Origin of the sequence: Streptomyces toyocaensis (assembly GCF_000725125.1) — a bacterium.
GTDB lineage: Bacteria > Actinomycetota > Actinomycetes > Streptomycetales > Streptomycetaceae > Streptomyces > Streptomyces toyocaensis.
The window spans coordinates 109,902-135,769 of the sequence record NZ_JFCB01000005.1; the positions used below are offsets into that span (position 1 = coordinate 109,902).

Consider the following 25,868-nt stretch of genomic DNA (forward strand, 5'->3'; position numbering starts at 1 on the left):
ATATCTTTCATACCGTGACCCATGACCTGAAGGAAATTTTCGCCGGTGGCGGCGCCACGCCCGCGCCGCCCGCACCCGCCGCCCTCGCGGCCAAGGTGCGCACGCTGGCTCCCTCGATGACCCGTTCCATGCAGCGGGTCGCCGAGGCCGTCGCCGACGACCCGGCCGGCTGCGCGGCCCTCACGGTCACCGGACTCGCCGAGCTCACCGGCACCAGCGAGGCCACCGTCGTCCGCACCGCCCGCCTGCTCGGCTACCCCGGCTACCGTGACCTGCGCCTGGCGCTGGCCGGCCTCGCCGCCCAGCAGCAGTCCGGGCGCGCGCCCGCCATCACCACGGACATCGCGGTGGACGACCCGATAGCCGACGTCGTGGCCAAGCTCGCCTACGACGAGCAGCAGACCCTCGCCGACACCGCGGCCGGTCTGGACACCGTGCAGCTCGCCGCCGCCGTGAGCGCCCTGGCCGGCGCCCGCCGCACCGATGTGTACGGCGTCGGCGCGTCGGGACTCGTCGCCCAGGATCTCACCCAGAAACTGCTGCGCATAGGCCTCCTGGCGCACGCCCACAGCGACCCGCACCTCGCGGTCACCAACGCGGTGCAGCTGCGCCCGGGCGACGTGGCGATCGCCGTCACCCACTCCGGGTCGACCGGGGACGTCATAGAACCGCTCCGGGTGGCCTTCGAGCATGGGGCGACGACGGTGGCGGTCACCGGCCGCCCGGACAGCCCCGTCACGCAGTACGCCGACCACGTCCTGACCACGTCCACGGCCCGCGAGAGCGAGCTGCGGCCGGCCGCGATGTCCTCACGGACCGGGCAGCTGCTGGTGGTGGACTGTCTGTTCGTGGGGGTCGCCCAGCGGACGTACGAGGCGGCGGCGCCCGCGCTGGCCGCGTCGTACGAGGCGCTGGCGCACCGGCACCGGGCTCGCAAGGGGCCGTAGAGCCGCGCCGCCGTCGTCGTCTGCGGGTCGTCCGTGGCTGGTCGCGCAGTTCCCCGCGCCCCTGGGCAGGTCGCCCCGCCCCGAATCGGAAAGTCACCCATGCCTTCTGCCTCGCATCACCGCGCCCTCCGCGCCGAACTGGAAACTCTGACCACCGAGGCGTACCGGCCGGAGCTGGCCGATGTCGATCGGTTGCCCACCGTTGAGATCGCCCGGCTGATGAACCGGGAGGACGCCTCGGTGGCCGGTGCCGTGGCCGGGCAGGTGCCTCGGATCGCTGCCGCGATCGACGCCACCGCCGCGCGGATGGCGCGCGGCGGCCGGCTGGTCTACGCGGGCGCGGGCACCGCCGGACGGCTCGGCGTGCTGGACGCCTCCGAGTGCCCGCCGACCTTCAACACCGACCCCGAGCAGGTCGTCGGCCTCATCGCGGGCGGCCTCGACGCCATGGTCACCTCGATCGAGGGCGCCGAGGACTCCCGGGAGCTGGCCGAGTCCGACCTGGCCGCGCTGGAGCTGACCGCCGACGACACGGTGGTCGGCGTCTCCGCCTCCGGCCGCACCCCCTACGCCGTCGGCGCCGTCGCGTACGCCCGTGCGCGCGGCGCCCTCACCGTGGGCCTGTCCTGCAACCGGGGCAGCGCGCTGGCGGCGGCGGCCGAGCACGGCATCGAGGTCGTCGTGGGCCCGGAGTTCCTCACCGGCTCCACCCGCCTGAAGGCCGGCACGGCCCAGAAGCTCGTCCTCAACATGCTGTCGACGATCACGATGATCCGGCTGGGCAAGACGTACGGGAACCTGATGGTCGACGTCCGCGCCTCCAACGAGAAGCTGCGCGTCCGTTCCCGCCGCATCGTCGCCCAGGTGACGGGAGCGGACGACGACGCCGTCGAACGGGCCCTGGCCGCCACGGACGGCGAGGTCAAGAACGCGATCCTGGTGCTGCTGGCCGGGGTGGACGGCCCCACGGCCGCCCGTCTGCTCGCCGAGTCCGGCGGCCGTCTGCGGGCCGCGCTCGCGGCGGCCGCGCACTGACCGCGGACCGACCCGGCAGGACTGCTGGATACTGGAGGCCGTCCCCCACCCGGAGAAGCCACCATGAACCACGCGCAGCGCACCGCACTGGGCCGGGCCCTGCGCGTCCTGGGTGAGCACGGCGAGGCACTGTCCGCCGACACCCCGGACGCCAGGCTGCACGAAGTGAAGGACGACCTGCGGCGGGCCCTGGACCTGCTGGAGGAGAGCGTCACCACGGCCGCGCCCAGCACGCGCTGCGCCGAGCACCCCACGGGACCGGTCGACGAGAGCGCCCCGGACCTGTGCCTGCTGTGCGAGACCCGGCGCCGTGCCGCACGCCGCGCCGAGTTCAACGGCCCCGCCCCGCACGCCCCGCCCGCCGATCCCGCGCCGTCCCGGTACGGGGTGCGCGGCGACCGGCCGCAGCCGCAGCAGCGCTGGCTGCCGGAGCTGTGGAACGGCCAGGTCTGGCAGCTCTGCGGGACCCCGCGCCGGGACCGGCGCGAGGCGGAGCTGTACATCGCGGCGCAGCGGCGCGGGCCCCGCCCCGCCATGGCGTACCGGATCGTCCACGAGTTCACCGACTACGAGGTGCTGCGCGTGTGGGGGACGCCGGTGCGGGTCGACATCGAGCCGATGGGGAACCTGTGACGCGCGCGTGCCCGGGCCGGCCGGCTCAGCTCAGCGTCCGCAGGGACGCCGCCTCGTAGGGTGCCAGTTCGTCGAAGCGCCCGGCGAGCACCTTGGCCGCCCAGTTCGGGTCCTGAAGCAGCGCGCGGCCCACGGCGACGAGGTCGAACTCGTCCCGCTCCATCCGGTCGAGCAGGTTGTCGATGCCGCCGAGTTCGGCGCCCTGCCCCTGGAAGGCCTTGAGGAACTCGCCGTCGAGACCGACGGAGCCCACGGTGACGGCGGGCAGGCCGGTCAGCTTCTTCGTCCAGCCGGCGAGGTTGAGGTCGGAGTCCTCGAACTCCGGGAGCCAGTAGCGGCGGGTGGACGCGTGGAAGGCGTCGACACCGGCCGCGGCGAGCGGGGCGAGGATCGCCTCGAGTTCCTGGGGCGTCTCGGCGAGCCGGGCGTCGTAGGCGTCCTGCTTCCACTGCGAGTAGCGGAAGATCACCGGGAACCCGGGTGACACGGCCGCCCGCACCGCGGCCACGATCTCGGCGGCGAACCTCGCGCGGGCCACCGGGTCGCCGCCGTAGGCGTCGGTGCGGCGGTTGGTGCCGGACCACAGGAACTGGTCGATCAGGTAGCCGTGCGCGCCGTGCAGCTCCACGCCGTCGAAGCCGATCCGCTCGGCGTCGGCGGCCGCCCGGGCGAACGCGGCCACGACGGCGTCGATGTCGGTCTGCGTCATCGCCTTGCCCGTGCCCTCGGTGCCGTCCGTGCGCACCCCCGACGGACCGACCGCCGGAGCCTCGGGGTACGGCTCCTGACCCTGTTCACGGACCATGCCGATGTGCCAGAGCTGCGGCACGATCGCGCCGCCCGCCTCGTGCACGGCCGTGGCGACCCGCGCCCAGCCCGTGAGCTGCTCCTCCCCGTGGAACCGCGGCACCCGGTCGCTCATCCCGGCCGACTCGTGCCCCACGTACGTCCCCTCGGTGACGATCAGCCCGACACCGGCGGCGGCACGACGCGCGTAGTACGACACCACGTCGTCGCCGGGGACACCGCCCGGCGAGAACATCCGGGTCATCGGCGCCATGACGATGCGGTTGGGGACGGTCAGGCCGTTGATCGTGGCGGGCCGCGAGAGAATCCCGGCGGCGCGGGCGGCGGTGTCCGAAGCGGTGACGGTCACGTGGAGGGCTCCTCAAGTGGGTACCGGACGGTATGTGCGCGTGCATTGAACGCGCTCCGGCGTCAACCGGGCCGCACCCGGGGGCATTCCGCCACCCCGTGACGCCCCCCTGTGATCCCCACCACACCGCCGACCGCCGAGCCGGCTCGACCCGCCCCCCGGACACGCCCGAGGGCGGCACCCCCTGCCGGAACAGGGGATGCCGCCCTCGGTCACGCGACGGACGGATCCGATCCTCGGAAGGATCAGAAGTCCATGTCACCGCCCGGCATGCCGCCGCCGGCCGGGGCCGCGGCCTTCTCCGGCTTGTCGGCGATGACGGCCTCGGTGGTGAGGAACAGCGCGGCGATGGAGGCGGCGTTCTGCAGCGCGGAACGCGTCACCTTCGCCGGGTCGATGATGCCCTCGGCGATCATGTCGACGTACTCACCGGTCGCGGCGTTCAGGCCGTGGCCGACCTGGAGGTTGCGGACCTTCTCCACGACGACGCCGCCCTCGAGACCACCGTTGACGGCGATCTGCTTCAGCGGGGCCTCCAGCGCGATGCGCACGGCGTTGGCGCCGGTCGCCTCGTCACCCTCGAGCTCCAGCTTCTCGAAGACCTGGGAGGCCTGCAGCAGGGCCACGCCACCACCGGCGACGATGCCCTCCTCGACGGCCGCCTTGGCGTTGCGCACGGCGTCCTCGATGCGGTGCTTGCGCTCCTTGAGCTCCACCTCGGTGGCGGCACCGGCCTTGATGACCGCGACACCGCCGGCGAGCTTCGCCAGGCGCTCCTGCAGCTTCTCGCGGTCGTAGTCCGAGTCGCTGTTCTCGATCTCGGCGCGGATCTGGTTCACGCGGCCCTGGACCTGGTCGGCCGAGCCCGCACCGTCGACGATGGTGGTCTCGTCCTTGGTGATGACGACCTTGCGGGCCTTGCCCAGCAGGTCGACCGTGGCGTTCTCCAGCTTGAGGCCGACCTCCTCGGAGATGACCTCGCCGCCCGTGAGAATGGCGATGTCGCCGAGCATGGCCTTGCGCCGGTCACCGAAGCCCGGGGCCTTGACGGCGACGGACTTGAAGGTGCCACGGATCTTGTTGACGACCAGGGTCGACAGGGCCTCGCCCTCGACGTCCTCGGCGATGATCAGCAGCGGCTTGCCCGACTGCATGACCTTCTCCAGGAGCGGGAGCAGGTCCTTGACGTTGGAGATCTTGGAGTTCGCGATCAGGATGTACGGGTCGTCGAGGACGGCCTCCATACGCTCCATGTCGGTGGCGAAGTACGCCGAGATGTAGCCCTTGTCGAAGCGCATACCCTCGGTGAGCTCCAGCTCCAGACCGAAGGTCTGGGACTCCTCGACGGTGATGACGCCTTCCTTGCCGACCTTGTCCATGGCCTCGGCGATGAGCTCGCCGATCTGGACGTCGGCGGCGGAGATGGAGGCCGTGGAGGCGATCTGCTCCTTGGTCTCGACATCCTTCGCCTGCTCGAGCAGGGCACCGGAGACGGCCTCGACGGCCTTCTCGATACCGCGCTTCAGAGCCATCGGGTTGGCGCCGGCGGCGACGTTGCGCAGGCCCTCCTTGACCAGGGCCTGGGCGAGAACGGTCGCGGTGGTCGTACCGTCACCGGCGACGTCGTCCGTCTTCTTGGCGACTTCCTTGACCAGCTCGGCGCCGATCTTCTCGTACGGGTCCTCGAGCTCGATCTCCTTGGCGATGGACACACCATCGTTGGTGATCGTGGGGGCGCCCCACTTCTTCTCGAGGACGACGTTGCGGCCCTTGGGGCCGAGCGTCACCTTGACGGCGTCCGCGAGCTGGTTCATGCCGCGCTCGAGGCCGCGCCGCGCCTCCTCGTCGAACGCGATGATCTTGGCCATGTGAAGTGGTCCCTCCAGGACTGGGGGTGATTCCTTCGGACCGCGCCCGCGCCCGCGACGGACGGCTCGCCGGCCTCGTGGTTCCTTGCCCCACACGGCCTGCGGGCCTCACCGACCCGGTCCTTCGTTGTCACTCTCACCTTCAGAGTGCTAACGCCAATGATTAGCACTCGACCCATGCGAGTGCAAGCGCCTGTGGAGGGACACGGGGGCACTCAGCCGCACGCGAACACCGGCCGCACCCGTCCGGGCAGGGCGAAGGGCCCGCACCCCGGGAGGCACGGGCCCTTCGTCGGCAGAAGTTGCTTGCGGCTGGTAGCGCGTTCAGGCGCTGAGACGAACCATGTCGGCCTGTGGGCCCTTCTGACCCTGCGAGATCTCGAACTCGACCCGCTGGCCTTCTTCGAGGGTGCGGTAGCCGTCCATCTGAATCGCGCTGTAGTGGACGAAAACATCCGCACCACCGTCGACCGCGATGAAGCCGTACCCCTTCTCCGCGTTGAACCACTTGACGGTGCCCTGAGCCATGCCTAACTCCCCTATTACTGGCCCTTGCACAGATCCACACTTCGCGGACCCGGGTCAGACCTCACCCCCCAACGGTTGGGGGTGTGCGCCGGAACGCGTCGACCGCGGCCGAATGTATCTGTCCAACTGCCGTCTGCAACAGGTCAGTCGGACGAGAAATCTGGACGACACCGGTCCGGAATGTGGCGAGAATTAGCCCTATTCCAGGGCAAGTCGGGCCGGACAACGGTCACATATGCCGCGAAAGGTGCCCACACTTTGGCTACATCCAGTCGGGCGTACGGCAGGAATTCAGGGAGCTCGATCAGTGGATCGGCAGCGCGTTCCCCAACTCTACCGCGCTCAATCACATGGAATTGCCCCCTCCGCATCTCTCACGGAGGGGGCAATGTCCTCAACGCTCGGTCACCGTCATTACCGAAGGTAATGATCAGCCTCCGGCGACCGCCGGAATGATCGACACGCCGGCCCCGTCCGGGGTGGCCGTCTCGAGCCCCTGCTCGAACCGCACGTCGTCGTCATTGACGTAGACGTTCACGAACCGCCGCAGCCTGCCCTGATCGTCCAGCACGCGGGCGGCGATCCCCGTGTGGTTCTTCTCCAGGTCCGAGATGACCTCGGAGAGGGTGGCGCCCTCGGCGCTCACCTCGGCCCGCCCACCGGTGTAGGTACGCAGGATGGTGGGGATACGGACATTCACGCTCACGACAAAACCTCCGGAAGGGACAGCACCCTGGGGGCGCGGGACTGTGCTTGATGTGCGGCTACCGCCGCGTGGGCGCGGCCAGCCACGACGGACCCGCAGACGAACGACTCAGACAAGCCCGGCTTCACGGAACGACTCAAGGCTCGGGCGGATCGTCGCGGTCAACCCCGTACCCGCCACCGCGTCCAGCGTCTTGAGACCGTCCCCGGTGTTGAGCACCACCGTGGTGAGCGAAGGGTCGAGCGCCCCGCTCTCGAGAAGCTTCTTCGTGACCCCCACGGTCACACCCCCCGCGGTCTCCGCGAAGATCCCCTCCGTGCGCGCGAGCAGCTTGATCGCGTCGACGATCTGCTCGTCGGTCACGTCCTCCACGGCCCCGCCCGTGCGGCGCGCGATGTCCAGGACGTACGGCCCGTCCGCCGGGTTCCCGATCGCCAGCGACTTGGCGATCGTGTCCGGCTTCTGCGGACGCACGACGTCGTGCCCGGCCTTGTAGGCGGTGGACACCGGCGAGCACCCCTCCGCCTGAGCGCCGAAGATCTTGTACGGCCTGTCCTCGACCAGCCCGAGCCGGATCAGCTCCTGCAGGCCCTTGTCGATCTTCGTGAGCTGGGAGCCGGAGGCGATCGGGACCACGAGCTGGTCGGGGAGCCGCCAGCCGAGCTGCTCGCAGATCTCGTACGCGAGGGTCTTCGAGCCCTCGGCGTAGTACGGCCGCAGATTGACGTTGACGAAGCCCCAGCCCTCGCCGGCCGGGTCGCCGATCAGCTCGGAGCAGAAGCGGTTCACGTCGTCGTAGTTGCCCTCGATGCCGACGAGCTCGCCCCCGTAGACGGCGGCCATGACGACCTTGCCCTGTTCCAGGTCGTGCGGGATGAACACGCAGGAGCGGAAGCCGGCCCGGGCGGCGGCGGCACCGACCGCCCCGGCGAGGTTGCCGGTCGAGGAGCAGGACAGGGTGGTGAAGCCGAAGGCGCGGGCGGCCTCGAGGGCCTGGGCGACGACGCGGTCCTTGAAGGAGTGCGTCGGGTTGCCCGAGTCGTCCTTGACGTACAGACCGCCGGTGACGCCGAGCTCGCGGGCCAGGTTGTCGGCCTGGACGAGCTTGGTCCAGCCGGGGTTCAGGTTCGGCTTGGCCGCCACGTCCGCCGGGACGGGAAGCAGGGGCGCGTAGCGCCAGATGTTCGCGGGTCCCGCTTCGATCCGCTTGCGCAGCTCCTCGGTGTCGTGGGCCGAGAAGTCGTAGGCGATCTCCAGCGGGCCGAAACACTCCTCGCAGGCGAAGACGGGGCCGAGGGGCACGCGGTGACCGCATTCGCGGCAGGAGAGCGCGGTGGCGGGGCCGAGATCGACGGCGTTCGCGGTGGCGGAGTCGGTGGTGCTTGCAACGGTCTGCACAGCCATGTGAGGCGAGGCCCTTTCTCCTCATCTTCCTCACGACGCATCTCGCCGTGAGACGGATTTGGCACCTTCCCTAGCCGGGAGCCTCGCCACGTCCGCGTGACAGGAACCGACTGGAGGGTTGCCGGGGCTTCATCGGGCCGTGTCCCTCTGCCCCTCTGGATGAGCGGTGTTCAGTTGTCCGCGCGACGACCCCGGCATGCGAGGGTCATCGGCGTTGTTCAAGACTGTAACCGAAGGCCCGGATGGTCGAGACAGTCCGTCCGAACCGCGAGATGGATCACTGGGCAGTGAGGAGCCGGGGACCGTGCTGGAAGAAGTCGAGCGCTGGCTGGCCGACCGCTCCTGGTCCGTGGCCGACCGCCCGCTCCACGGGATCCTGGCGGCGAAGCGGGCCACGGGGCAGACGGTGAGCGTGGTGCTGCCCGCGCTGAACGAGGAGGCGACGGTCGGCGAGATCGTCTCGGCCGTCCGGCGCGACCTGGTGCTGCGGGTCCCGCTGGTCGACGAGGTCGTGGTGGTCGACTCGGGCTCGACGGACCGCACGGCCGAGGAGGCCGCGGCGGCGGGCGCCAGGGTGGTGCACCGGGACGCGATCCTGCCCCGCATACCGGCGGTGCCCGGCAAGGGCGAGGTGCTGTGGCGGTCGCTGCTGGTCACCCGGGGCGACATCGTGTGCTTCGTCGACGCGGACCTCAGGGAGTTCTCCTCCGACTTCGTCTCCGGCATCGTCGGCCCGCTGCTCACCGAGCCCGACGTGCACCTGGTCAAGGCCATGTACGACCGGCCCCTGACGGTGTCCGACGGCCCCGCCCCCGGCTCACCGGCGGCCGGTCAGGGCGGCCGGGTCACGGAGCTGATGGCCCGCCCGCTGCTGAACATGCACTGGCCCCGGCTGGCCGGCTTCGTCCAGCCGCTGGGCGGCGAGTACGCGGCCCGCCGGAGCCTGCTCGAACAGCTCCCGTTCCCGGTCGGCTACGGCGTCGAGCTGGGCATGCTGGTCGACGCCCTGCACCTGGTGGGCCTGGACGCGCTGGCCCAGGTCGACGTCGGTGTGCGCAAGCACCGGCACCAGGACGGCCAGGCCCTCGGGCGGATGGCCGCCGCGATCTACCGCACCGCCCAGCTCCGCCTGGCCCGCGGCCACCTGATCCGGCCGGCCCTGACCCAGTTCGAGCGCACGGGCGACGCCTTCGCACCCCGTACGTACTCCGTCGACACGGAGGAACGGCCGCCGATGACGGAGATCGCGGAGTACCGGGCGCGCAGGGTGGCCTGAACCGGCGCGCGGGGGCGTCCGTTCCGCGCGAGGCGTGTGACCGAATCGCCACAGAGGTGACGCGGGGGCACGTTTGAGGTTCCGGGGGCCGGGCTAGGTTGAGGCGTATGGCTTCAAGCTTCGGTGCTGCTCAGGTGCTGGTCGCCTCCAACCGGGGGCCGGTCTCGTACGAGGTGGGAGAGGACGGCTCGCTGCGGGCCAGGCGCGGCGGTGGCGGGCTGGTGTCCGGGCTGTCGGCCATCGGCCCCGAGGCGGGGGCGCTGTGGGTGTGCTCGGCCCTGTCCGACGGCGACCGCGAGGCCGTGCGGCGCGGGGCCGGCGAGGACGGCGTGCGGATGCTCGACATCCCGGCCGACGTGCACGCGGACGCGTACAACGGGATCGCCAACTCGGTCCTGTGGTTCGTCCACCACATGCTCTACCAGACGCCCCTCGAGCCGGTCTTCGACGCGGAGTTCCGCCGCCGGTGGGCGTCGTACGAGACCTACAACCGCGCGTTCGCCGAGGCGCTGGCCGAGGAGGCCGCGCAGGGTGCGGCGGTGCTCGTCCAGGACTACCACCTGACGCTCGTCCCCGGGATGCTCCGCGAGCTCCGCCCCGACCTGCGCATCGGGCACTTCTCGCACACCCCGTGGGCGCCGCCGGAGTACTTCGCGATGCTGCCCGGCGACATCGCCGCCCAGGTGCTGCGCGGCATGCTCGGCGCCGACCGGCTCGGCTTCCTCACCCACCGCTGGGCGGACGCCTTCACCGCGTGCTGCGAGCGCTTCACCGGCGGACTCGGCGGCACGGCGGTGGGCGTGCACGGCCTGGGGGCCGACGCGGACTTCCTGCGCGCCCGGTCCCACGAGGCGGACGTCGAGGAGCGGATCACCGTGCTGCGCGAGGAGATCGGTGAGGGCCGCCGGACGATCGTCCGGGTCGACCGCACCGAGCTGTCCAAGAACATCGTGCGCGGCCTGCTGGCGTACCGGCAGCTCCTGGACGACCACCCCGAGTGGCGCGAGCGCGTCGTGCACGTCGCGTTCGCCTACCCCTCCCGGCAGGACCTCGCCGTGTACCGCGACTACACCGCCGAGGTCCAGCGGCTCGCGGAGGAGATCAACGAGCGGTACGGGACGCCGGGCTGGCGGCCGGTCGTCCTCCACGTCAAGGACGACTTCGCGCGCTCGCTCGCCGCGTACCGGCTGGCGGACGTGGCGCTGGTCAACCCCATCCGCGACGGCATGAACCTGGTCGCCAAGGAGGTCCCGGTCGTCTCCGACGGCGGCTGCGCGCTGGTGCTGTCCCGGGAGGCCGGCGCCCACGAGGAGCTGGGCGAGGACGCGATCACGGTCAACCCGTACGACGTCGTCGAGACCTCCCGCGCCCTGCACGAGGCCCTGACCATGAGCGGGGACGAGCGGGCCGACCGCACCAAGCGCCTGGCGGCGGCCGCCACCGCACTCCCCCCGGCACGCTGGTTCCTCGACCAGCTGGACGCGCTGCGGGGCACCACGGCGTCCGGCTGACCGGTACGGCCGGCCGGTCATACGGCCGGTCGGGCAGGCGTGCGACGGGGCGAGCGTGGATAGGTTGGGCGTTATGGGCAGCCACACGGATTCCACGGACCCGAATGCCATGCCGACACCCGCCACGCAGGCCGGACGGGAAGGGCTTCAGGCGCTTCTCTCCCGTCCGGGGAAGGCACTGATCGCACTCGACTTCGACGGGACGCTCGCCCCGATCGTGGCCGACCCCGAGCAGGCCCGCGCGCACCCCGACGCGGTGCCCGCCCTCGCCGCGCTCGCCCCGAAGGTGGCCGCGGTCGCGGTCGTCACGGGCCGGCCGGCGGGTGTCGCGGTCCGGCACGGGGGCTTCGCGGGCGTTCCCGGCCTGGAGCACCTCGTCGTCCTCGGCCACTACGGCGCCGAGCGCTGGGACGCCGTCACCGGTACGGTCACCGCGCCCGCACCGCACCCCGGCGTCGCCGCCGCCCGCGCGGAACTGCCCGGGCTGCTCGACCGGGTCGGCGCGTGGCAGGGCACCTGGATCGAGGAGAAGGGACGGGCGGTGGCCGTCCACACCCGCCGTGCCTCCGATCCCCAGGCCGCGTTCGAGACCCTGCGCGAGCCGCTCGCCGACCTCGCCACCCGGCACGGCCTGGTGGTCGAGCCCGGCCGCATGGTCCTGGAGCTGCGCCCGCCCGGCATGGACAAGGGCGTCGCGCTGGTGGAGTACGCCCGTGAGATCGGCGCGGAGTGCGTCCTGTACGCCGGGGACGACCTGGGCGACCTCGCCGCCTACACGGCCGTCGACAAGCTCCGCTCGGCCGGCGTCCCCGGGCTGCTGGTCTGCAGCGGCAGCGAAGAGGTCACGGAGCTGCGGGAACGCGCCGACGTGGTGACGGAGGGCCCGGCCGGCGTCGTACGGCTGCTGCGAGGGCTGGCGGAGCGGATGCCCTGAGACCGGTTTCCTCGCCGGAGGGGCTGGTGTGTCAGCCCCTCCGGCGTTCGAGGAGCGGGGTCTGGGGCGGAGCCCCAGGTCGGGACGGGAAAGGGCGGCGGGGGCGGAACAACCCTCCGGAATCCGAGGCGACCGGTGCCGACCCGACGCGCCTCAGCGTTCCGTGCGGCGGGTCTCCCGAAGGCGGCGCAGACGGTTGACCGTCACCGGGTCGTGGGCCAGGGCACGGGGGTCGTCCAGGAGGGCGTTGAGGAGCTGGTAGTAGCGGACGGGGGCCAGACCCAGTTCCTCGCGGATCGCCCGTTCCTTCACGCCGGGCCCCGTGAAGGAACGGCGTTCCAGCGCGAGGATGTCCCGCTCGCGTCGCCCCGGCCCGCCGCCGCCCTCGTGTTCCTCGTCCCCCTGGTCCATGCCCCGCAGGCTACTCCGCGCTCTCGGCGCGCGTGGCCGTCGCCTGGAGCGTGCCGAGAACGCCCGCGGGGCTGCCGCCCGGGGCGACCGCCTTGCCGATCTGCTTCTTGACCGCCGCGTTGACCGCCGCCCAGGACGTGTTGCCGACCGGGTAGAGCTCCGAGGTCGGGAGCTGGTCGAGGAACGGCTTGAGATCCTTGTCCCGCTCGGACGCGGCCATCGTGCGGGACGCGGAGCCGGTGACCGGCAGCAGGTCGTACTCGCGGGAGAAGTCGAGCACGTTCTCCTCGCTGTAGACGAAGTCGAGGAAGTCGCCGACCTGGTCGCGGTGGCCGTTCTCCTTGAAGGCCATCATCCAGTCGGCGACCCCGAGCGTGGCGGGGCTCGCGCCGTCGGCCCCGGGCGTCGGCACCATGCCGAACTCCACGCCCTTCTTCTCGGCCATCTCCATCAGCGAGGGATGCCCGTTGAGCATGCCGACGTCACCGGCGGCGAACGCCTCGAAGGCCTTGGCCCGGTCGAGCTTGCCGGGGGCGACGGGACCGGTGAGGCCCTTGCCGACCAGTTCGTCCCGCAGCCAGCTGAACGTCTCGACGTTCTCCGTGGAGTCGATGCCGTACGTGCCCGCCAGGTCGGTGTAGCCACCGTCGCCGCTGAGCAGCCACTGCATGGTCTCGGCCTGCGCCTCCTCCGGGCCGAGCGGCAGCGCGTACGGGTACGTCACCCCGCGGGCCGCGAGCGCCTCGGCGTTCGCGGCGAGTTCGTCCCAGGTCTTCGGCGGGGTGAGGCCGGCCTCGGCGAACAGGTCCTTGTTGTAGAACAGCACGCGCGTGGACGCGGCGAACGGCATGCCGTACTGCACGCTGTTGACCTCCCCCGCGGCGGAGAGCTGCGAGAGGAAGTCCGCCTGGACGGGGATGGAGAGCAGGTCCCCGGCCCGGTAGAGCCGGCCCTCGGCCGCGTAGTCGGCGTACGCGCCGATCTGCGCCATGTCCGGCGGGTCGCCGGCGTCGACCATCTCCTTGACCTTGCGGTCGACGTCGTTCCAGGAGTACACGCTGACGTCGATCCGCACGCCGGGGTGGTCGGTCTCGTAGCGCTCGACCAGGTCCGCCCAGTACTTCTCGGAGCTGTCGGCCTCGCCGGTGCCGTAGTCGGCGGCGACGAGGGTGAGGGTCACGTCCGACGAGTCGCCGCCGGCTCCGCATCCGCCGAGGACCCCCGTCAGTCCCAGCGCGGACAACGCCGCGATCGTCCTTGTCCTGACCCGCCGCTGCACTGCCTTGCCCCTTGCCCCGGCGCCCCGCGCCATCCGAAACTTTTCGATAGTCGGAATAAGGTCTACACCACGTGAGTGGACTAGACCTCTTGAGGGTACCGGGTCCACACTGTCTCCGTGAGACATGTCATCGCCCTCGACGTGGGCGGCACCGGGATGAAGGCCGCCCTGGTCGGGGCGGACGGCGCGCTGTTGCACCAGGCCCGCCGGCCCACCGGCCGCGAGCGCGGCCCGGACGCGGTCGTCGCCGGCATCCTCGGCTTCGCGGACGAGCTGCGCGCCCACGGCATCCGCCGGCTGGGCGAGCCGGCGTCGGCCGCCGGGGTCGCCGTCCCCGGCATCGTCGACGAGTCGGAGGGCACCGCCGTCTACGCCGCCAACCTCGGCTGGCGCGACGTCCCGCTGCGCGCGCTGCTCACCGAGCGCCTCGGCGGCGTCCCCGTCGCCCTCGGCCACGACGTGCGCACCGGCGGGCTCGCCGAGGGCCGCATCGGGGCGGGCCGGGGCGCGGACCGTTTCCTGTTCGTGCCGCTGGGCACCGGCATCGCGGGCGCCATCGGCATCGACGGCCGGGTCGAGGCGGGCGCGCACGGCTTCGCCGGGGAGATCGGGCACATCGTCGTACGGCCCGGGGGCGCCCCCTGTCCGTGCGGGCAGCGCGGCTGTCTCGAACGGTACGCGTCCGCCGCGGCGGTGAGCGAGGCGTGGGCGGCCGCCTGCGGCGACGCGGGCGCGGACGCCGCGGACTGCGCGACCGCCGTGGAGTCCGGGGACACCCGGGCCCGTCAGGTGTGGCAGGAGGCGGTGGACGCGCTCGCCGACGGGCTGGTCACCGCGCTCACCCTGCTGGACCCCCGCACGCTGATCATCGGTGGCGGGCTCGCCGAGGCGGGGGAAACGTTGTTCACACCGCTGCGGGAGGCCGTCCGGCGGCGGGTCACCTTCCAGAAGCTGCCGTCCCTGGTCCCCGCCGCTCTCGGGGACACCGCCGGATGCCTGGGCGCGGGGCTCCTCGCCTGGGATCTGATCGACACCACTGACCCCGCGGAGGTAACCGCCTGATGGCCCACACCAAGGTTCTCACCGGTGCCCGGGTGGTACTGCCCACCGGGACCGTGGACGACGGCCGCCTGATCGTCGAGGGCACGCGGATCGCGGACACCGCTCCCGGCGGCGCCGAGACGGTCGACCTGTCCGGCCACTGGCTGGTCCCCGGCTTCGTCGACATCCACAACCACGGAGGCGGAGGCGCGTCCTTCGCCGGCGGCACCGCCGAGGACGTCCTGCGGGGCGTGCGCACCCACCGCGTGCACGGCACCACCACCGTGGTCGCCTCCGCCGTCACCGGTGACCTGGACTTCCTCGCCCGGCACGCCGGGATGCTGGCCGAACTGGCCCAGCAGGGCGACATCGCCGGCATCCACTTCGAGGGACCGTTCATCTCCCCGTGCCGCAAGGGCGCGCACGACGAGCAACTGCTGCGCGATCCCGACCCGGCCGAGGTCCGCAAGCTGCTCGACGCGGCGCACGGCCAGGCCCGGATGATGACGCTGGCCACGGAACTGCCGGGCGGACTGGACTCCGTACGGCTGCTCGCCGAGCACGGGGTGATCGCGGCCGTGGGGCACACCGACGCGACGTACGAGCAGACGCTGGGGGCGATCGACGCGGGCGCGACCGTCGCCACCCACCTGTTCAACGCGATGCCCCCGCTCGGCCACCGCGCCCCGGGCCCGATCACCGCGCTGCTCGAGGACGAACGGGTCACCGTCGAGCTGATCAACGACGGTACGCACCTGCATCCGGCCGCGCTCCGGCTGGCCTTCCACCACGCCGGCCGGGAACGGGTCGCCTTCATCACCGACGCGATGGACGCGGCCGGTTTCGGCGACGGCCGCTACATGCTGGGCCCGATGGAGGTCGAGGTCGCGGACGGTGTGGCCCGGCTGGTGGAGGGCGGCTCGATCGCCGGTTCCACGCTCACCCTGGACCGCGCCTTCAAGCGGGCGGTGACGGTGGACGGGCTGCCCGTCGAGGACGTCGTCGCGGCGATCTCCGCCAACCCGGCGCGGCTCCTCGGCCTGTCCGACCGGATCGGCTCCCTGGAGCCCGGGAAGGACGCCGACCTGGTGGTGCTGGACGACGCGTTCGACCTGGTGGGCGTGATGCGCCGGGGAGAATGGGTGGTCGATCCCCAACTGGGCTGATCCGTCCCGCCGTCCGTGCACGGCGGCCGGTCCGGGGGGTGGGCCGACCGCCGTCCGTTTGGCATGATCGTGTCCCCGGGACACGGACATGAGCAGGCAAGAGGGGAGGCCGGCCCGGTGATCCTCACGGTCACGCTGAACACCGCGCTCGACATCACCTACCGCGTGCCGTCCCTGCGGCCGGGGGGCTCCCACCGGGTCTCCGAGGTGACGGAACGCCCCGGCGGCAAGGGCGTCAACGTGGCGCGGGTGCTCGCCGCCCTCGGCCACGAGGTGACGGTCACCGGCTTCTCGGGCGGTACGACGGGACGCGTCCTGCGCGAGAAGCTCACCGAGGTACCGCACCTGACGGACGCGCTGGTCCCGGTCACCGGCACCACCCGGCGCACCATAGCCGTGGTCGACGAGCGCTCCGGCGGCACCACCCAGCTCAACGAGCCCGGCCCGGCCGTCAGCCACGCCGAGTGGTCGGCGTTCCAGGAGGTGTACGAGGACCTGCTGTCCTCCGCCTCGGCGGTGGCCCTGTGCGGCAGCCTGCCCCCGGGTGTCCCGGTGGGCGCGTACGCGGGCCTGATCCGCACGGCGCGCGCGGCCGGGGTCCCGGCCCTGCTCGACACCAGCGGGGCGGCGCTGCGCCGCGGGGTGGCGGGCCGCCCCGACATCCTCAAGCCGAACGCCGAGGAGCTGGCCGAACTCACCGGCTCGCACGACCCCTTGCGCGCCACCCAGGACGCCCGCCGCCGGGGCGCGAGCACGGTGGTCGCCTCCCTGGGCCCGGACGGTCTCCTCGCGGCCACCCCGGACTCCCTCTGGCGCGCCGCCCCTCCGGCCCGCCTCCGCGGCAACCCGACCGGCGCCGGCGACTCCGCGGTCGCCGGCCTCCTGGCGGCCCTGACCGCCCACGAGCCCTGGCCGGCCCGCCTGTCCCGAGCGGTCGCCCTGGCCTCGGCCACGGTCCTCTCCCCGGCGGCCGGCGAGTTCGACCGCACGGCCTACGAGGAGCTGCTGCCGGAGGTCACGGTGACCAGGGAAGCGCACGCGGCTTAGGCGTTCGGCTCTGCTTGGATCCAGAACTGGTCGAGGTTGGCGTTGCACTGGTTGCCCTCGTTGCAGACGACCTCGATGGTGTTCGTGCCCTTGGTCAGGTTCACGTTGGCCCAGGTGGTCTGCCAGCCCTTTTCCCAGTCGCCCTTGGGCGTGCCGCCGAAGTTCTTCATGTTCAGCGGGCGGGTGGCCGGCTTGCCGTTGACCACCAGGGTCGCCGAGGCGTCCTCACCCGGGATGCCGTAGCGCGCATAGAACCGGTAGGTGCCGTCCTTCATGCCGTTGACGGTCCAGGTGACCTTCGCGCCCACCTTGTTGAAGCCGGCCACGTAGACGCCGCCGTCGGCCTTCGCGCCCTTGATGTCGGAGGCCGTGACCGCTCCCCCGTCCAGGCGGAGCGCCTTCGCGTCGATGGTCGGCAGTTCGGCCTTCTCCTCCGGCTCACCGTCGCTCGCCGACGGGCTCGGTTCGGTGCTGCCCTGGGTCTGGGTCGGGGACGCGTCGGCCTGGTTGCCGCCCTTTTCGTCGTCGTCGCCGCCGATCATGGCCACGCTGATGCCGATCACGACCGCGGCGACCACCGCGATGGCACCGATCAGGAGTCCCTTGGTGTTCGGGCCGCGGCCCCGGCCGCCACCGCCGCCGTGCGGCGGCTGCGGGGAGTGGGCTGCCGGCGCTCCGCCGGGCAGCGTCTCCGGGGCGGCGTAGTGGGCGCTCGGCTGGCCGTAGGCGCCCTGCTGCGGCGGTGCCTGCGGAGCGGGGGCCTGCTGGCCGTACTGCCGGGTCCCGACCGGACGCACCCGGTTGACCGAGTTCGGATAGCCGTAGCCGCCGGACGGCGGCTGGGCCCCGTTGGCCTGCCCGTCGGCGTAGAGGTAGCCGAACGGGTCGTCGTCCTCGGGCGTGCTCGCGCCGTTGTTGCCGGGCGTCATCCCTTGGTGCTCCTAGCTGCGGATCGGGTGCGGTGTGGAGAAGGCGAGCCTACCCGCTCGCCGTGACCCGAATGGGTGGCCCCGACCACGTCAACTCGCTGACCTGCGCATCATCCTGCGCGCCGGTGCTGTTTGGGACGAGATCGTTTCTCGACGTACATCCGTTCGTCAGCAGACTTCAGCACTTCGTCCGCGGTCATCCCGCAATGCGCCCACCCGATGCCGAAGCTGGCCCCGACCCGCACGGCCCGTCCCTCGGCCCGGATGGGCTGGATGATCTCGTTCCGCAGCCGTACGGCGAGGTCCTGGGCGTCGGCCCGGCCCAGCCCGTCGGCGAGGATCACGAACTCGTCGCCGCCGAGCCGGGCGACGGTGTCGCCGTCCCGTACGCCGTTGCCGAGGCGGCGGGCGACCTCGATGAGCACCGCGTCACCCGCGTTGTGCCCGAACCGGTCGTTGATCGACTTGAAGCCGTCGAGGTCGCAGAAGAGCACCGCGAGACCCTTGGTGCCGTCGTCGAACTCCGCGGCCGGCGCGATGGTGTGCACGTGGTGGTCGAAGCCCTCGTAGCCCTCGGCGCCCGGCGGGAAGTCGAAGTCGTGCCCCCGGTCGAAGACGGGCGGGCCGTAGGCGGCGTCGTAGGAGTCGAAGGACTCGAAGGGGTCCATGGAGGCGACATCGGCCGGGGGCACGCTCTGCGGCTGCTGCCGGCACAGCCGGGAGGACAGCCGGGCCCGCAGCTCGGCGGAGTTCGGCAGCCCGGTGAGCGAGTCGTGGGAGGCGCGGTGGGCGAGCTGGAGCTCGCGGCGCTTGCGCTCCTCGATGTCCTCGACGTGGGTGAGCAGGAAGCGGGGGCCGTCGGCGGCGTCGGCGACGACGGAGTTGCGCAGGGAGACCCAGACGTACGTCCCGTCGCGGCGGCCCAGGCGCAGCTCGGCCCGCCCGCCCTCGGCGGATGTGCGCAGCAGGGTGCCGATGTCCTCGGGGTGGACCAGGTCGGAGAAGGAGTAGCGGCGCATCGCGGAGGCGGGGCGGCCGAGCAGGCGGCACAGGGCGTCGTTCGTGCGCAGGATGCGGCCGTGCTGGTCGCCGCCCATCTCGGCGATGGCCATGCCGGAGGGCGCGTACTCGAAGGCCTGCCGGAAGCTCTCCTCGCTGGCCCGCAGCGCCTGCTGGTCGCGCTCCAGGCGGACCAGGGCGCGCTGCATGTTGGAGCGCAGCCGGGCGTTGCTGATCGCGATGGCGGCCTGGAAGGCGTACATCTGCAGGGCCTCGCGGCCCCAGGCGCCGGGTCGCCGGCCGTTGCGCGGACGGTCCACGGACAGGACGCCGACCAGTTCGCCGGAGGTGCCGCCGCCCTGCGGGCCGGGGGCGTACATCGGGGCGAAGAGCCGGTCGGCGGGGTGCCACTCGTCCTCGAAGCGGGGCGCGGGCCCGTCGGTGTACCACTGCGGGACGTCGTCGTCGTCGAGGACCCAGCCCTCGGTGTGCGGTATGAAGACCAGGTCGCCCCAGCGTTCGCCCATGCCGAGGCGGCGGTCCCAGGACTCGCGGGAGCCGGCCCGGCCGGTGATGAGGGCCTCGGCGGCGGAGTTCCCGGCCAGGGCGGCGACGACGAGATCACCGTCGGGGCGTACGAGATTGACGCACGCCAGCTCGTACCCGAGGGCGCCCACGACGCCGTCGGCGACCGTCTGCAACGTGTCCGCCAGGCTGCGTGCCGTGTTCATGTCGGCCATGGCCTGGTGCAGTTGCCGCAGCGACGCAAGACGGACGTAGGGTTCCGACTCGGTCTCCATCCTCGCCCTCCCCCCGAGACCTCGGAGCGAATCAAGGGTTCTCTTCGGCGTATCGTCCTACCAGCTTCCCCGCCACTGAATCACAGCGCGCTGCCCACTCGGTACACAGGGTCAACAATTACCGCCCCATGTGACTCAAGTCACAGCTAAACGTGAACAATTGCGTGGTCTTTCCGGGGTTTCCCGGCTTTCGCCGCACACGGCTTTTTCACGGGCTGTCGCGCGGGACCCGGGCCCGGGTCGGGCGTTGGTCCTAGGTCCCGGCTCGGGCCAGGGCCCGATGCGGCGCCCGTGCGGCGGAGATTAGCGTTCGAGTGTGCTGAACACTCCTGCCGCCCCGGCCACGATCACCGTTCCGCCCCCCGCCCGGCATGCTGAGGGGGTGAGCAACGACGAGTTCCGCGCAGCCATGTCCCGTCTGGCCGCCGGCGTGGTCCTGGTGACCGCGCAGGAGCCGCCGCTGGACCCGGACGACCCGGGAGCGCCGGCCGGCGAGGACGTGGGCATGACCGCGACCGCCTTCCTGTCGGTCAGCCTGGACCCGCCGCTGGTGCTGGTCAGCCTGCGCAACGGTTCCCGCATGGACGATCTGCTCGAGGAGCAGCCGGCGTGGGCGGTGTCCGTGCTCTCCGGGAGCCAGCGCCACATCGCGGGCCGCTTCGCGATGAAGGGCAGGGTCAGCGACCGCCTGCTGTTCGCGGACATCCCGTACCTGCGCGGCGAGTACAGCGGGGCCCCGCTGGTGGGCGGCGCGCTGGCGACCCTGGAGTGCCGCACCGAGCAGCGGGTGCCCGCCGGGGACCACACCCTGGTGATCGGCCGCGTCATGACCGCCCGGGTACCGAGCTCGGAGGGCGGTCCGCTGACGTATTTCCGTGGACGTTACCGGCAGTTGGGCTGAACGCCGGACGGCATTTCCTCTCCGGCCGCGAAATCCCTTTTACGTCACGGGATTTCCCCGCCTAGGGTGCCCGCGTGACGACGACCACGGCTCCGCGCCTCGAAGAGATCACCGCCGGGAACCTGAAGGCCGCCCTCGGCATACGGGTACGCCCCGACCAGGAATTCGCCGTCGAGCCGGTGGCGGACTCCCTCGCCGAGGCCTACGTCCGCCCCGGCACCGCCTGGCCCCGGCTGATCATGGACGGTGACCGCGCGGTCGGTTTCCTGATGGCCTTCCTCGACATCGACTGGCACGACGACGGCAGCGCCATCCGCTCCGGACTGTGGCGGCTGAACATCGCGGCGGAGGAGCAGGGCAAGGGCTACGGAAGCTTCGCGGTGCGGTCGGTGGCCGCGGAACTGCGCCGCCGCGGCACCAAGGAGCTCTACGTCACCTGGCATCCCGGCGACAACGGCCCCGAGGACTTCTACCTGGGCCTGGGCTTCCGCAAGAACGGCGAACTCGCCGAGGGCGAGACGGTGGGCGTCCTGCCCCTGGACTAGCCACGGAAGCACCGCCCCCGAAGGGGCGCGGGAAAGTGCGCGACCACCCACACCGGACCCGCGGGCCCAGACGGAACCCCGGGGCCGGGGCCCGGGGCGGGGTGCGCCCGGGGAGGGGAACCGAGGTCAGCCCCAGTCCCGCGCGGAGCGCCCCCGCTTCGTCTCGGAGCGCTGCTTCTTCTCCCGCAGCCGCCGCTCGTTGATGCCCCGCGGGATGCGCGTCGGCCGCCGCGGCTTCGGCGGGGGCGCGGTCGCCTCCGCGAGCAGCGCCGCCAGCCGCACCGCGGCGGTCTCACGGTTGCGCCACTGCGAGCGGTACTCCGAGGCGCGAACAGTGATCACCCCGTCGGTCAGCCGTCCGGCCAGCCGTTCGAGCGCCCGCTGCTTCCACACCTCGGGCAGCGCCTCGGTGCGGGCGAGGTCGAAGCGCAGTTCGACCTGGGAGTCGCTGGTGTTCACATGCTGCCCACCGGGCCCGGACGACCGCGAGAAACGCCACATGAGCTCCGCCTCGGGCAGGGCGACGGAACCGCGGATGGGATAGGGACCGGACATGCCGTACAGGTTCCCGCGTCCGACGGGGTCACGTCATCCGAATAACCGGTTCCGGAGGATGCCGCGCAACCCGGGTAAAGAAAGTAAAGCGAGCTGGAACCTCGCGCACCCCTCTCCGCGTTCAAGGTGGTAGCTGTAGCTTCTAGCCGTACGTAAACGAGGGAAGGGACTCCCAACAATGGCTGTAAGCCTGTCCAAGGGTGGCAACGTCTCGCTCACCAAGGAGGCTCCGGGCCTGACCGCCGTCACCGTGGGCCTCGGCTGGGACGTCCGCACCACCACCGGCACGGACTTCGACCTCGACGCCTCGGCGATCGCGGTCAACACGCAGGGCAAGGTCTACTCGGACGCCCACTTCGTGTTCTTCAACAACAAGCAGACCCCGGACAACTCCATCGTCCACACCGGTGACAACCGCACGGGTGAGGGCGCCGGCGACGACGAGGCGATCAACGTCAACCTGGCCGCGCTCCCGGCCGACATCGACAAGATCGTCTTCCCGGTCTCGATCTACGACGCCGAGAACCGCTCGCAGAACTTCGGCCAGGTGCGCAACGCCTACATCCGCATCGTCAACCAGGCCGGCGGCGCCGAGATCGCCCGCTACGACCTGTCGGAGGACGCGGCCACCGAGACGGCCATGGTCTTCGGCGAGCTGTACCGCAACGGCGCGGAGTGGAAGTTCCGCGCGGTCGGCCAGGGCTACGCCTCGGGCCTGGTGGGCATCGCCCAGGACTTCGGCGTGAACGTCTGACGGACACCGTCTCCGTGACGAAGGCCCCCGGCCCGGCCTCCCGCCCGGCCGGGGGCTCCGGCGCGCACCGGGGCCTTCCGGAGGCGGGCGGCGCGTTCTCCGCGTTACGTTGCCCCCGTGATCCTCGAATCCCTGCGTCTGTCCCCGGACCGTGACCTCCCCGGCCCGCTGCTGACCGGGATCACCGCTCTCTACGCGTCCAACCGGGAGTTCCACGCCCTCAGCGGCGACTTCCCGGACCCGGACCACATCCGGCCCGAGCAGGTCGCCGACGAACTGGCCCACGAGCTGGCCACCCCGCACGCGGAGGTGCTGCTCGGCCGCAGCGAGGGGCGTCCGGTCGGCATCGCCGTCACCCTCGCCCGCCACCCGGACCCCGCCGACCCCGACCCGTGGATCGGCCTGCTGATGGTGGACGCCCGCCTGCACGGCCGGGGATACGGCCGGCGCCTCGCCGGGCTCGTCGAGGACCGCCTGCGCGCCGCGGGCCACAGCGCCGTGAGCCTCGCCGTGCTGGACGGCAACCCGAAGGCCCTCGCCTTCTGGACCGCCCTCGGCTACACGGCCGTCGACCACCGCGCGGACCACCGCCACGGCCGCCCGTGCACGGTCCTGCGCAAGCGGCTCACCGACGACGGCACGTCCTAGGAGGGCACTCCTGGGGGTGCCTCAGGGGCTGCCCGGCCGCCCCTCCCCGTGGAGCCACTCCGCCCAGATCGCGCGGAAGTCCTTGCCCGGCGCCGTCTTCTCCACGTAGGCCGTGAACCCGGCGGTGTCCGCCGTGCCGTGCCGGTGCTCCTGTGCCCAGCCTCGCAGGAGGGCGGCGAAGGCGTCGTCGCCCACCGTCTGCCGGATCTTGTGCAGGACCATCGCTCCGCGCCAGTACACGGGGGTCGCGGAGATGTGCGCCGCGTCCGGCGGGTCGGCCGGCGGAAAGGACCAGAGCGCCGCGTTGGTCGCCGCGTCCGGGAAGTACCCGCCGGCGTACAGCGAGTCGAAGGTCCGCTGCGCGGTGTCGCCGCCGTGGTCCTCCTGCCACAGCCACTGCGCGTACGTCGCGAAGCCCTCGTTGAGCCACATGTCCCGCCAGGTGCGCGGGGTCACGGAGTTGCCGTACCACTGGTGGGCGATCTCGTGCACCAGCAGCCCGGTGTCGGGGGCGCCGGGGAACACGGGCCGGTTCTGCGTCTCCAGGGCGTACCCGGCGTCCCCGGGACGTTCGACGACCGCGCCCGCGGACGAGAAGGGGTACGGCCCGAAGGTCCGCTCCGCCCACGCCACGACCTCGGGGATCCGCGCCAGGACCGCGCGGCTCACCGCCGCCTGCGAGGGGTCGACGGCCGTGAACACCGGCAGTCCGTCCGCGGTCCGCGTGCGGTCGACCTCGTACCTGCCGATGGCCAGGGTGGCGAGGTAGCTCGCCATCGGCTCGCCGACCCGCCACCGGTAGGTGGTGCGGCCCCCCTTCGTCTCCTCGCCGGCCGGCTCCCCGTTGGACACCGCCCGCAGCCCCTCGGGCACCGTCACCGCGATGCCGTACGTCGCCTTGTCGGAGGGGTGGTGGTTGCCCGGGAACCACGCCATGGAGCCCGTCGGCTGCCCCAGGGCCAGCGCCCCGTCGGCGGTGCGCAGCCAGCCCTCCTCGGAGCCGTCCGGGTCGGTGACGGTCTCCGGGGCGCCGGAGTAGCGCACGACGACACGGAAGCGGGCGTCCCGGTCGAGTGCGCCGCGCGGCCGGACGGTCAGCTCCTGGCCGTCCCGGCTCCACCGCGCGGTCACGCCGTCCACGGTGACGGACTCGACGTCGAGACCCTTGAGATCCAGGTTCAGCGCGGACAGGTCACGCGTGGCGCGGGCGGTGATCGTCGCGGTGCCGGTGAGGTGGTGGGCGCGCGGGTCGTGGGCGAGGTCGAGGCCGTAGTGGGTGACGTCGTAGCCGCCGTTGCCGGCCTTCGGGAAGTACGGGTCACCCGCGCCGGGCCCGCCGAAGCCGCCGGAGCCGGTCCCGGAACCACTTCCGCACGCGGCCAGCACAACCGTGAGGAGGGCGGCGGCGACCGTGCGGGAGCGGAGGAGGTAGGAGCGCACTTCCGGATCCTATGAGGGCGGGTGCGCCGTGCCGTGACACCATCACCCACGTGCTCGACATCGGCTACGCCCTCTCCCACCGCTTCCCCGACCCCCCGCAGACCGACTACCGCCGCGCGGACGTCCACGCCCTGCGCCACGACCTGTTCTGCGGCGACGTCTACCTCGCCGACACCGCGTCGGACCGCGAGGTGTCCACAGCCTGGGGATGGGTGCCGGTGCTCGACTTCGCGTGGGCGCTGTGCGACATCGTGGAACGCGTCGACCGGGACCCAGCCGGCTCCCGCGCCTCGCGGCCCCAGCACGCGGAACTGGACTTCACCGAGTCCACCGACCGGCTGCTGTTCGAGCGCCGCTTCGGCTGGGTGGACGTCGAGGCGGAGTGGCTGCCCGCCTCCGAACCCCCGCTGACCTTCTCCCACACCGAACTGCGCCGTGAGGCCCGCGACTTCCTCCACGACCTCGTCGCCGACCTGACCGACCTCCACGACGACCTCGCCGACAACCCGGCCATCTGGACCCTCCTGGCCCGCTTCCCGCGTCTCCCCTGACCACCCCGGCCGCCGGGGGAGCTCACCTCCGGGCCGCCTCGGCGTCCCCGCTCACCCCTCGACCTCGATCCCCAGTTCCGCCGCCAGTACCGGTGCCAGGTCCAGGAGCTGGGGTGTGCTGATCACTGCCCCCGACAGCCGGTCCACCCCCCTGGCGATCTCCAGCACGGACGCGTTCCGCAGGTCGACGTGGTTCAGCGTGGCCCCCGAAAGGTCCGCGCCCTTCAGCGCGCAGTCGACGAACTCCACGCGCTCCAGGCGTGCCCCACCGAAGTCCGGCTCCACCAGCACGCAGCCCTCGAAGACCACGTCCTTGAGCCGGGCCCCGCGCAGGTTCAGGAAGTCGATCTTGCCGCCGCGGATCAGCACCCGCTCCAGCGCCGCCCCGTGCAGCTGCGTCCCCCCGAGCCGCGCGTCGGTCAGCTCGACATCGCGCAGGGTCGCCTCCGCCAGGTCGGTGCCCACGCCCCGGACGCCGGCCAGGGAGGAGTCCAGCACCCGCGCCCGGGACAACCGCGTCCCGTCCAGCGCGCACCCGGTCAGCGCGCAGTCCATGAAGCGCGCCCCGCCGCCGTCCTGCCCCGAGAAGTCCGTCTCCCGGAACTCCAGCCCGTCGTAGTCCCCGTCGGGCTCCAGCCCGCTCCCCTCGTACCGCTCCAGCGCGGGCAGCCGCAGCTCCGGCCGTCGCGCCCGCTTCACCCCTGGACCACCTGTCGCTCGGCTCGCCATGGCCCCATGCTGCACCCCACCACTGACAATCGGCCCGACCTGGGAAAACCCCGCGCATGTCACCTTCAGGCGCCC

26 protein-coding genes and 1 riboswitch are annotated in these 25,868 nt (G+C 72.2%); of the genes, 14 read left to right on the forward strand and 12 right to left on the reverse strand.

What is annotated here, in order from left to right:
- Positions 1-14 precede the first annotated feature (14 nt).
- The 3 genes from BU52_RS08395 to BU52_RS08405 all read left to right on the forward strand — a co-directional run bounded on the left by BU52_RS08395 (position 15) and on the right by BU52_RS08405 (position 2,615).
- Positions 15-947, forward strand: a complete 933-nt coding sequence (locus BU52_RS08395; protein WP_037930649.1) for a MurR/RpiR family transcriptional regulator — start codon at positions 15-17, stop codon at positions 945-947.
- A gap of 99 nt (positions 948-1,046) precedes the next feature.
- A complete protein-coding gene (gene murQ / locus BU52_RS08400) occupies positions 1,047-1,982 on the forward strand; it encodes an N-acetylmuramic acid 6-phosphate etherase (RefSeq protein ID WP_037930652.1) in 936 nt (311 codons plus the stop codon).
- 63 nt (positions 1,983-2,045) lie between these two features.
- The gene (locus BU52_RS08405) at positions 2,046-2,615 is read left to right on the forward strand and encodes a hypothetical protein (RefSeq protein WP_037930658.1); all 570 of its coding nucleotides are present in this window, start codon (positions 2,046-2,048) and stop codon (positions 2,613-2,615) included.
- A gap of 25 nt (positions 2,616-2,640) precedes the next feature.
- Here BU52_RS08405 and BU52_RS08410 read toward each other — a convergent pair whose 3' ends face one another.
- The 5 genes from BU52_RS08410 to thrC form a co-directional block, all read right to left on the reverse strand.
- On the reverse strand, positions 2,641-3,771 hold the full coding sequence (locus BU52_RS08410) for an NADH:flavin oxidoreductase (RefSeq protein ID WP_037930659.1): 1,131 nt from the start codon (positions 3,769-3,771) through the stop codon (positions 2,641-2,643).
- Between the two features lie 245 nt (positions 3,772-4,016).
- Entirely contained in the window at positions 4,017-5,639 is a 1,623-nt protein-coding gene (groL, locus tag BU52_RS08415; protein ID WP_037930660.1) for a chaperonin GroEL, read from the reverse strand.
- Between the two features lie 324 nt (positions 5,640-5,963).
- Complete coding sequence (locus BU52_RS08420) at positions 5,964-6,167, reverse strand: cold-shock protein (RefSeq protein WP_004929928.1); 204 nt, start codon at positions 6,165-6,167, stop codon at positions 5,964-5,966.
- 430 nt (positions 6,168-6,597) lie between these two features.
- Positions 6,598-6,873 carry a MoaD/ThiS family protein gene (locus BU52_RS08425; RefSeq protein WP_037930661.1) on the reverse strand — a complete coding sequence of 92 codons (276 nt, stop codon included), beginning with the start codon at positions 6,871-6,873 and terminating at the stop codon, positions 6,598-6,600.
- 108 nt (positions 6,874-6,981) lie between these two features.
- The gene (gene thrC / locus BU52_RS08430) at positions 6,982-8,277 is read right to left on the reverse strand and encodes a threonine synthase (RefSeq protein WP_037930662.1); all 1,296 of its coding nucleotides are present in this window, start codon (positions 8,275-8,277) and stop codon (positions 6,982-6,984) included.
- Positions 8,278-8,295: 18 nt separating this feature from the next.
- Positions 8,296-8,443, reverse strand: a riboswitch (SAM riboswitch).
- 138 nt (positions 8,444-8,581) lie between these two features.
- Here thrC and BU52_RS08435 point away from each other — a divergent pair.
- From BU52_RS08435 to otsB, 3 genes are all read left to right on the forward strand, one after another.
- Positions 8,582-9,553 carry a glucosyl-3-phosphoglycerate synthase gene (locus BU52_RS08435; RefSeq protein WP_037930665.1) on the forward strand — a complete coding sequence of 324 codons (972 nt, stop codon included), beginning with the start codon at positions 8,582-8,584 and terminating at the stop codon, positions 9,551-9,553.
- Between the two features lie 107 nt (positions 9,554-9,660).
- Positions 9,661-11,064 (forward strand): alpha,alpha-trehalose-phosphate synthase (UDP-forming), encoded by a 1,404-nt coding sequence (locus tag BU52_RS08440; RefSeq protein ID WP_078903160.1) that lies wholly within the window; start codon positions 9,661-9,663, stop codon positions 11,062-11,064.
- Positions 11,065-11,137: 73 nt separating this feature from the next.
- Positions 11,138-11,998, forward strand: coding sequence for a trehalose-phosphatase (gene otsB / locus BU52_RS08445; RefSeq protein WP_037930670.1), 861 nt, complete (start codon positions 11,138-11,140; stop codon positions 11,996-11,998).
- Between the two features lie 153 nt (positions 11,999-12,151).
- On the opposite strand, the gene BU52_RS08450 is transcribed toward otsB, so the two are convergent.
- A complete protein-coding gene (locus BU52_RS08450; RefSeq protein WP_051858042.1) occupies positions 12,152-12,409 on the reverse strand; it encodes a DUF3263 domain-containing protein in 258 nt (85 codons plus the stop codon).
- A gap of 10 nt (positions 12,410-12,419) precedes the next feature.
- Entirely contained in the window at positions 12,420-13,688 is a 1,269-nt protein-coding gene (locus BU52_RS08455; RefSeq protein ID WP_037930679.1) for an extracellular solute-binding protein, read from the reverse strand.
- Between the two features lie 117 nt (positions 13,689-13,805).
- Here BU52_RS08455 and BU52_RS08460 point away from each other — a divergent pair, with 117 nt between their 5' ends.
- From BU52_RS08460 to BU52_RS08470, 3 genes are all read left to right on the forward strand, one after another.
- The gene (locus tag BU52_RS08460; protein WP_078903161.1) at positions 13,806-14,750 is read left to right on the forward strand and encodes an ROK family protein; all 945 of its coding nucleotides are present in this window, start codon (positions 13,806-13,808) and stop codon (positions 14,748-14,750) included.
- Positions 14,750-15,895 (forward strand): N-acetylglucosamine-6-phosphate deacetylase, encoded by a 1,146-nt coding sequence (gene nagA, locus BU52_RS08465; protein WP_037930684.1) that lies wholly within the window; start codon positions 14,750-14,752, stop codon positions 15,893-15,895. The genes BU52_RS08460 and nagA overlap by 1 nt, the downstream gene beginning before the upstream one ends.
- A gap of 117 nt (positions 15,896-16,012) precedes the next feature.
- Positions 16,013-16,942, forward strand: coding sequence for a 1-phosphofructokinase family hexose kinase (locus BU52_RS08470; RefSeq protein ID WP_037930687.1), 930 nt, complete (start codon positions 16,013-16,015; stop codon positions 16,940-16,942).
- On the opposite strand, the gene BU52_RS08475 is transcribed toward BU52_RS08470, so the two are convergent.
- On the reverse strand, positions 16,939-17,871 hold the full coding sequence (locus BU52_RS08475; protein ID WP_037930690.1) for a carbohydrate-binding protein: 933 nt from the start codon (positions 17,869-17,871) through the stop codon (positions 16,939-16,941). The two genes, BU52_RS08470 and BU52_RS08475, sit on opposite strands and share 4 nt — an antisense overlap.
- A 110-nt stretch (positions 17,872-17,981) precedes the next feature.
- Positions 17,982-19,670, reverse strand: coding sequence for a diguanylate cyclase CdgB (gene cdgB, locus BU52_RS08480; RefSeq protein ID WP_037930692.1), 1,689 nt, complete (start codon positions 19,668-19,670; stop codon positions 17,982-17,984).
- Positions 19,671-19,986: 316 nt separating this feature from the next.
- Between cdgB and BU52_RS08485 the strand changes: the two genes are divergently transcribed.
- On the forward strand, positions 19,987-20,571 hold the full coding sequence (locus BU52_RS08485) for a flavin reductase family protein (protein ID WP_078903162.1): 585 nt from the start codon (positions 19,987-19,989) through the stop codon (positions 20,569-20,571).
- A gap of 74 nt (positions 20,572-20,645) precedes the next feature.
- The gene (locus BU52_RS08490) at positions 20,646-21,116 is read left to right on the forward strand and encodes a GNAT family N-acetyltransferase (protein WP_037930699.1); all 471 of its coding nucleotides are present in this window, start codon (positions 20,646-20,648) and stop codon (positions 21,114-21,116) included.
- 126 nt (positions 21,117-21,242) lie between these two features.
- Here BU52_RS08490 and arfB read toward each other — a convergent pair whose 3' ends face one another.
- The gene (gene arfB / locus BU52_RS08495) at positions 21,243-21,680 is read right to left on the reverse strand and encodes an alternative ribosome rescue aminoacyl-tRNA hydrolase ArfB (RefSeq protein ID WP_037930701.1); all 438 of its coding nucleotides are present in this window, start codon (positions 21,678-21,680) and stop codon (positions 21,243-21,245) included.
- Between the two features lie 169 nt (positions 21,681-21,849).
- Here arfB and BU52_RS08500 point away from each other — a divergent pair, with 169 nt between their 5' ends.
- Positions 21,850-22,425 carry a TerD family protein gene (locus tag BU52_RS08500; protein ID WP_010035999.1) on the forward strand — a complete coding sequence of 192 codons (576 nt, stop codon included), beginning with the start codon at positions 21,850-21,852 and terminating at the stop codon, positions 22,423-22,425.
- Positions 22,426-22,542: 117 nt separating this feature from the next.
- Positions 22,543-23,073 (forward strand): GNAT family N-acetyltransferase, encoded by a 531-nt coding sequence (locus BU52_RS08505; RefSeq protein WP_037930704.1) that lies wholly within the window; start codon positions 22,543-22,545, stop codon positions 23,071-23,073.
- Between the two features lie 21 nt (positions 23,074-23,094).
- Here BU52_RS08505 and BU52_RS08510 read toward each other — a convergent pair whose 3' ends face one another.
- Positions 23,095-24,513: a M1 family metallopeptidase gene (locus tag BU52_RS08510; protein WP_037930706.1), complete on the reverse strand. Its 1,419-nt coding sequence runs from the start codon at positions 24,511-24,513 to the stop codon at positions 23,095-23,097.
- Positions 24,514-24,563: 50 nt separating this feature from the next.
- On the opposite strand from BU52_RS08510, the gene BU52_RS08515 reads away from it, so the two are divergent.
- Positions 24,564-25,064, forward strand: a complete 501-nt coding sequence (locus BU52_RS08515; RefSeq protein WP_037931068.1) for a hypothetical protein — start codon at positions 24,564-24,566, stop codon at positions 25,062-25,064.
- A 51-nt stretch (positions 25,065-25,115) separates the two neighbouring features.
- On the opposite strand, the gene BU52_RS08520 is transcribed toward BU52_RS08515, so the two are convergent.
- Positions 25,116-25,793 carry a pentapeptide repeat-containing protein gene (locus BU52_RS08520; RefSeq protein WP_037930708.1) on the reverse strand — a complete coding sequence of 226 codons (678 nt, stop codon included), beginning with the start codon at positions 25,791-25,793 and terminating at the stop codon, positions 25,116-25,118.
- Between the last annotated feature and the right edge of the window lie 75 nt (positions 25,794-25,868).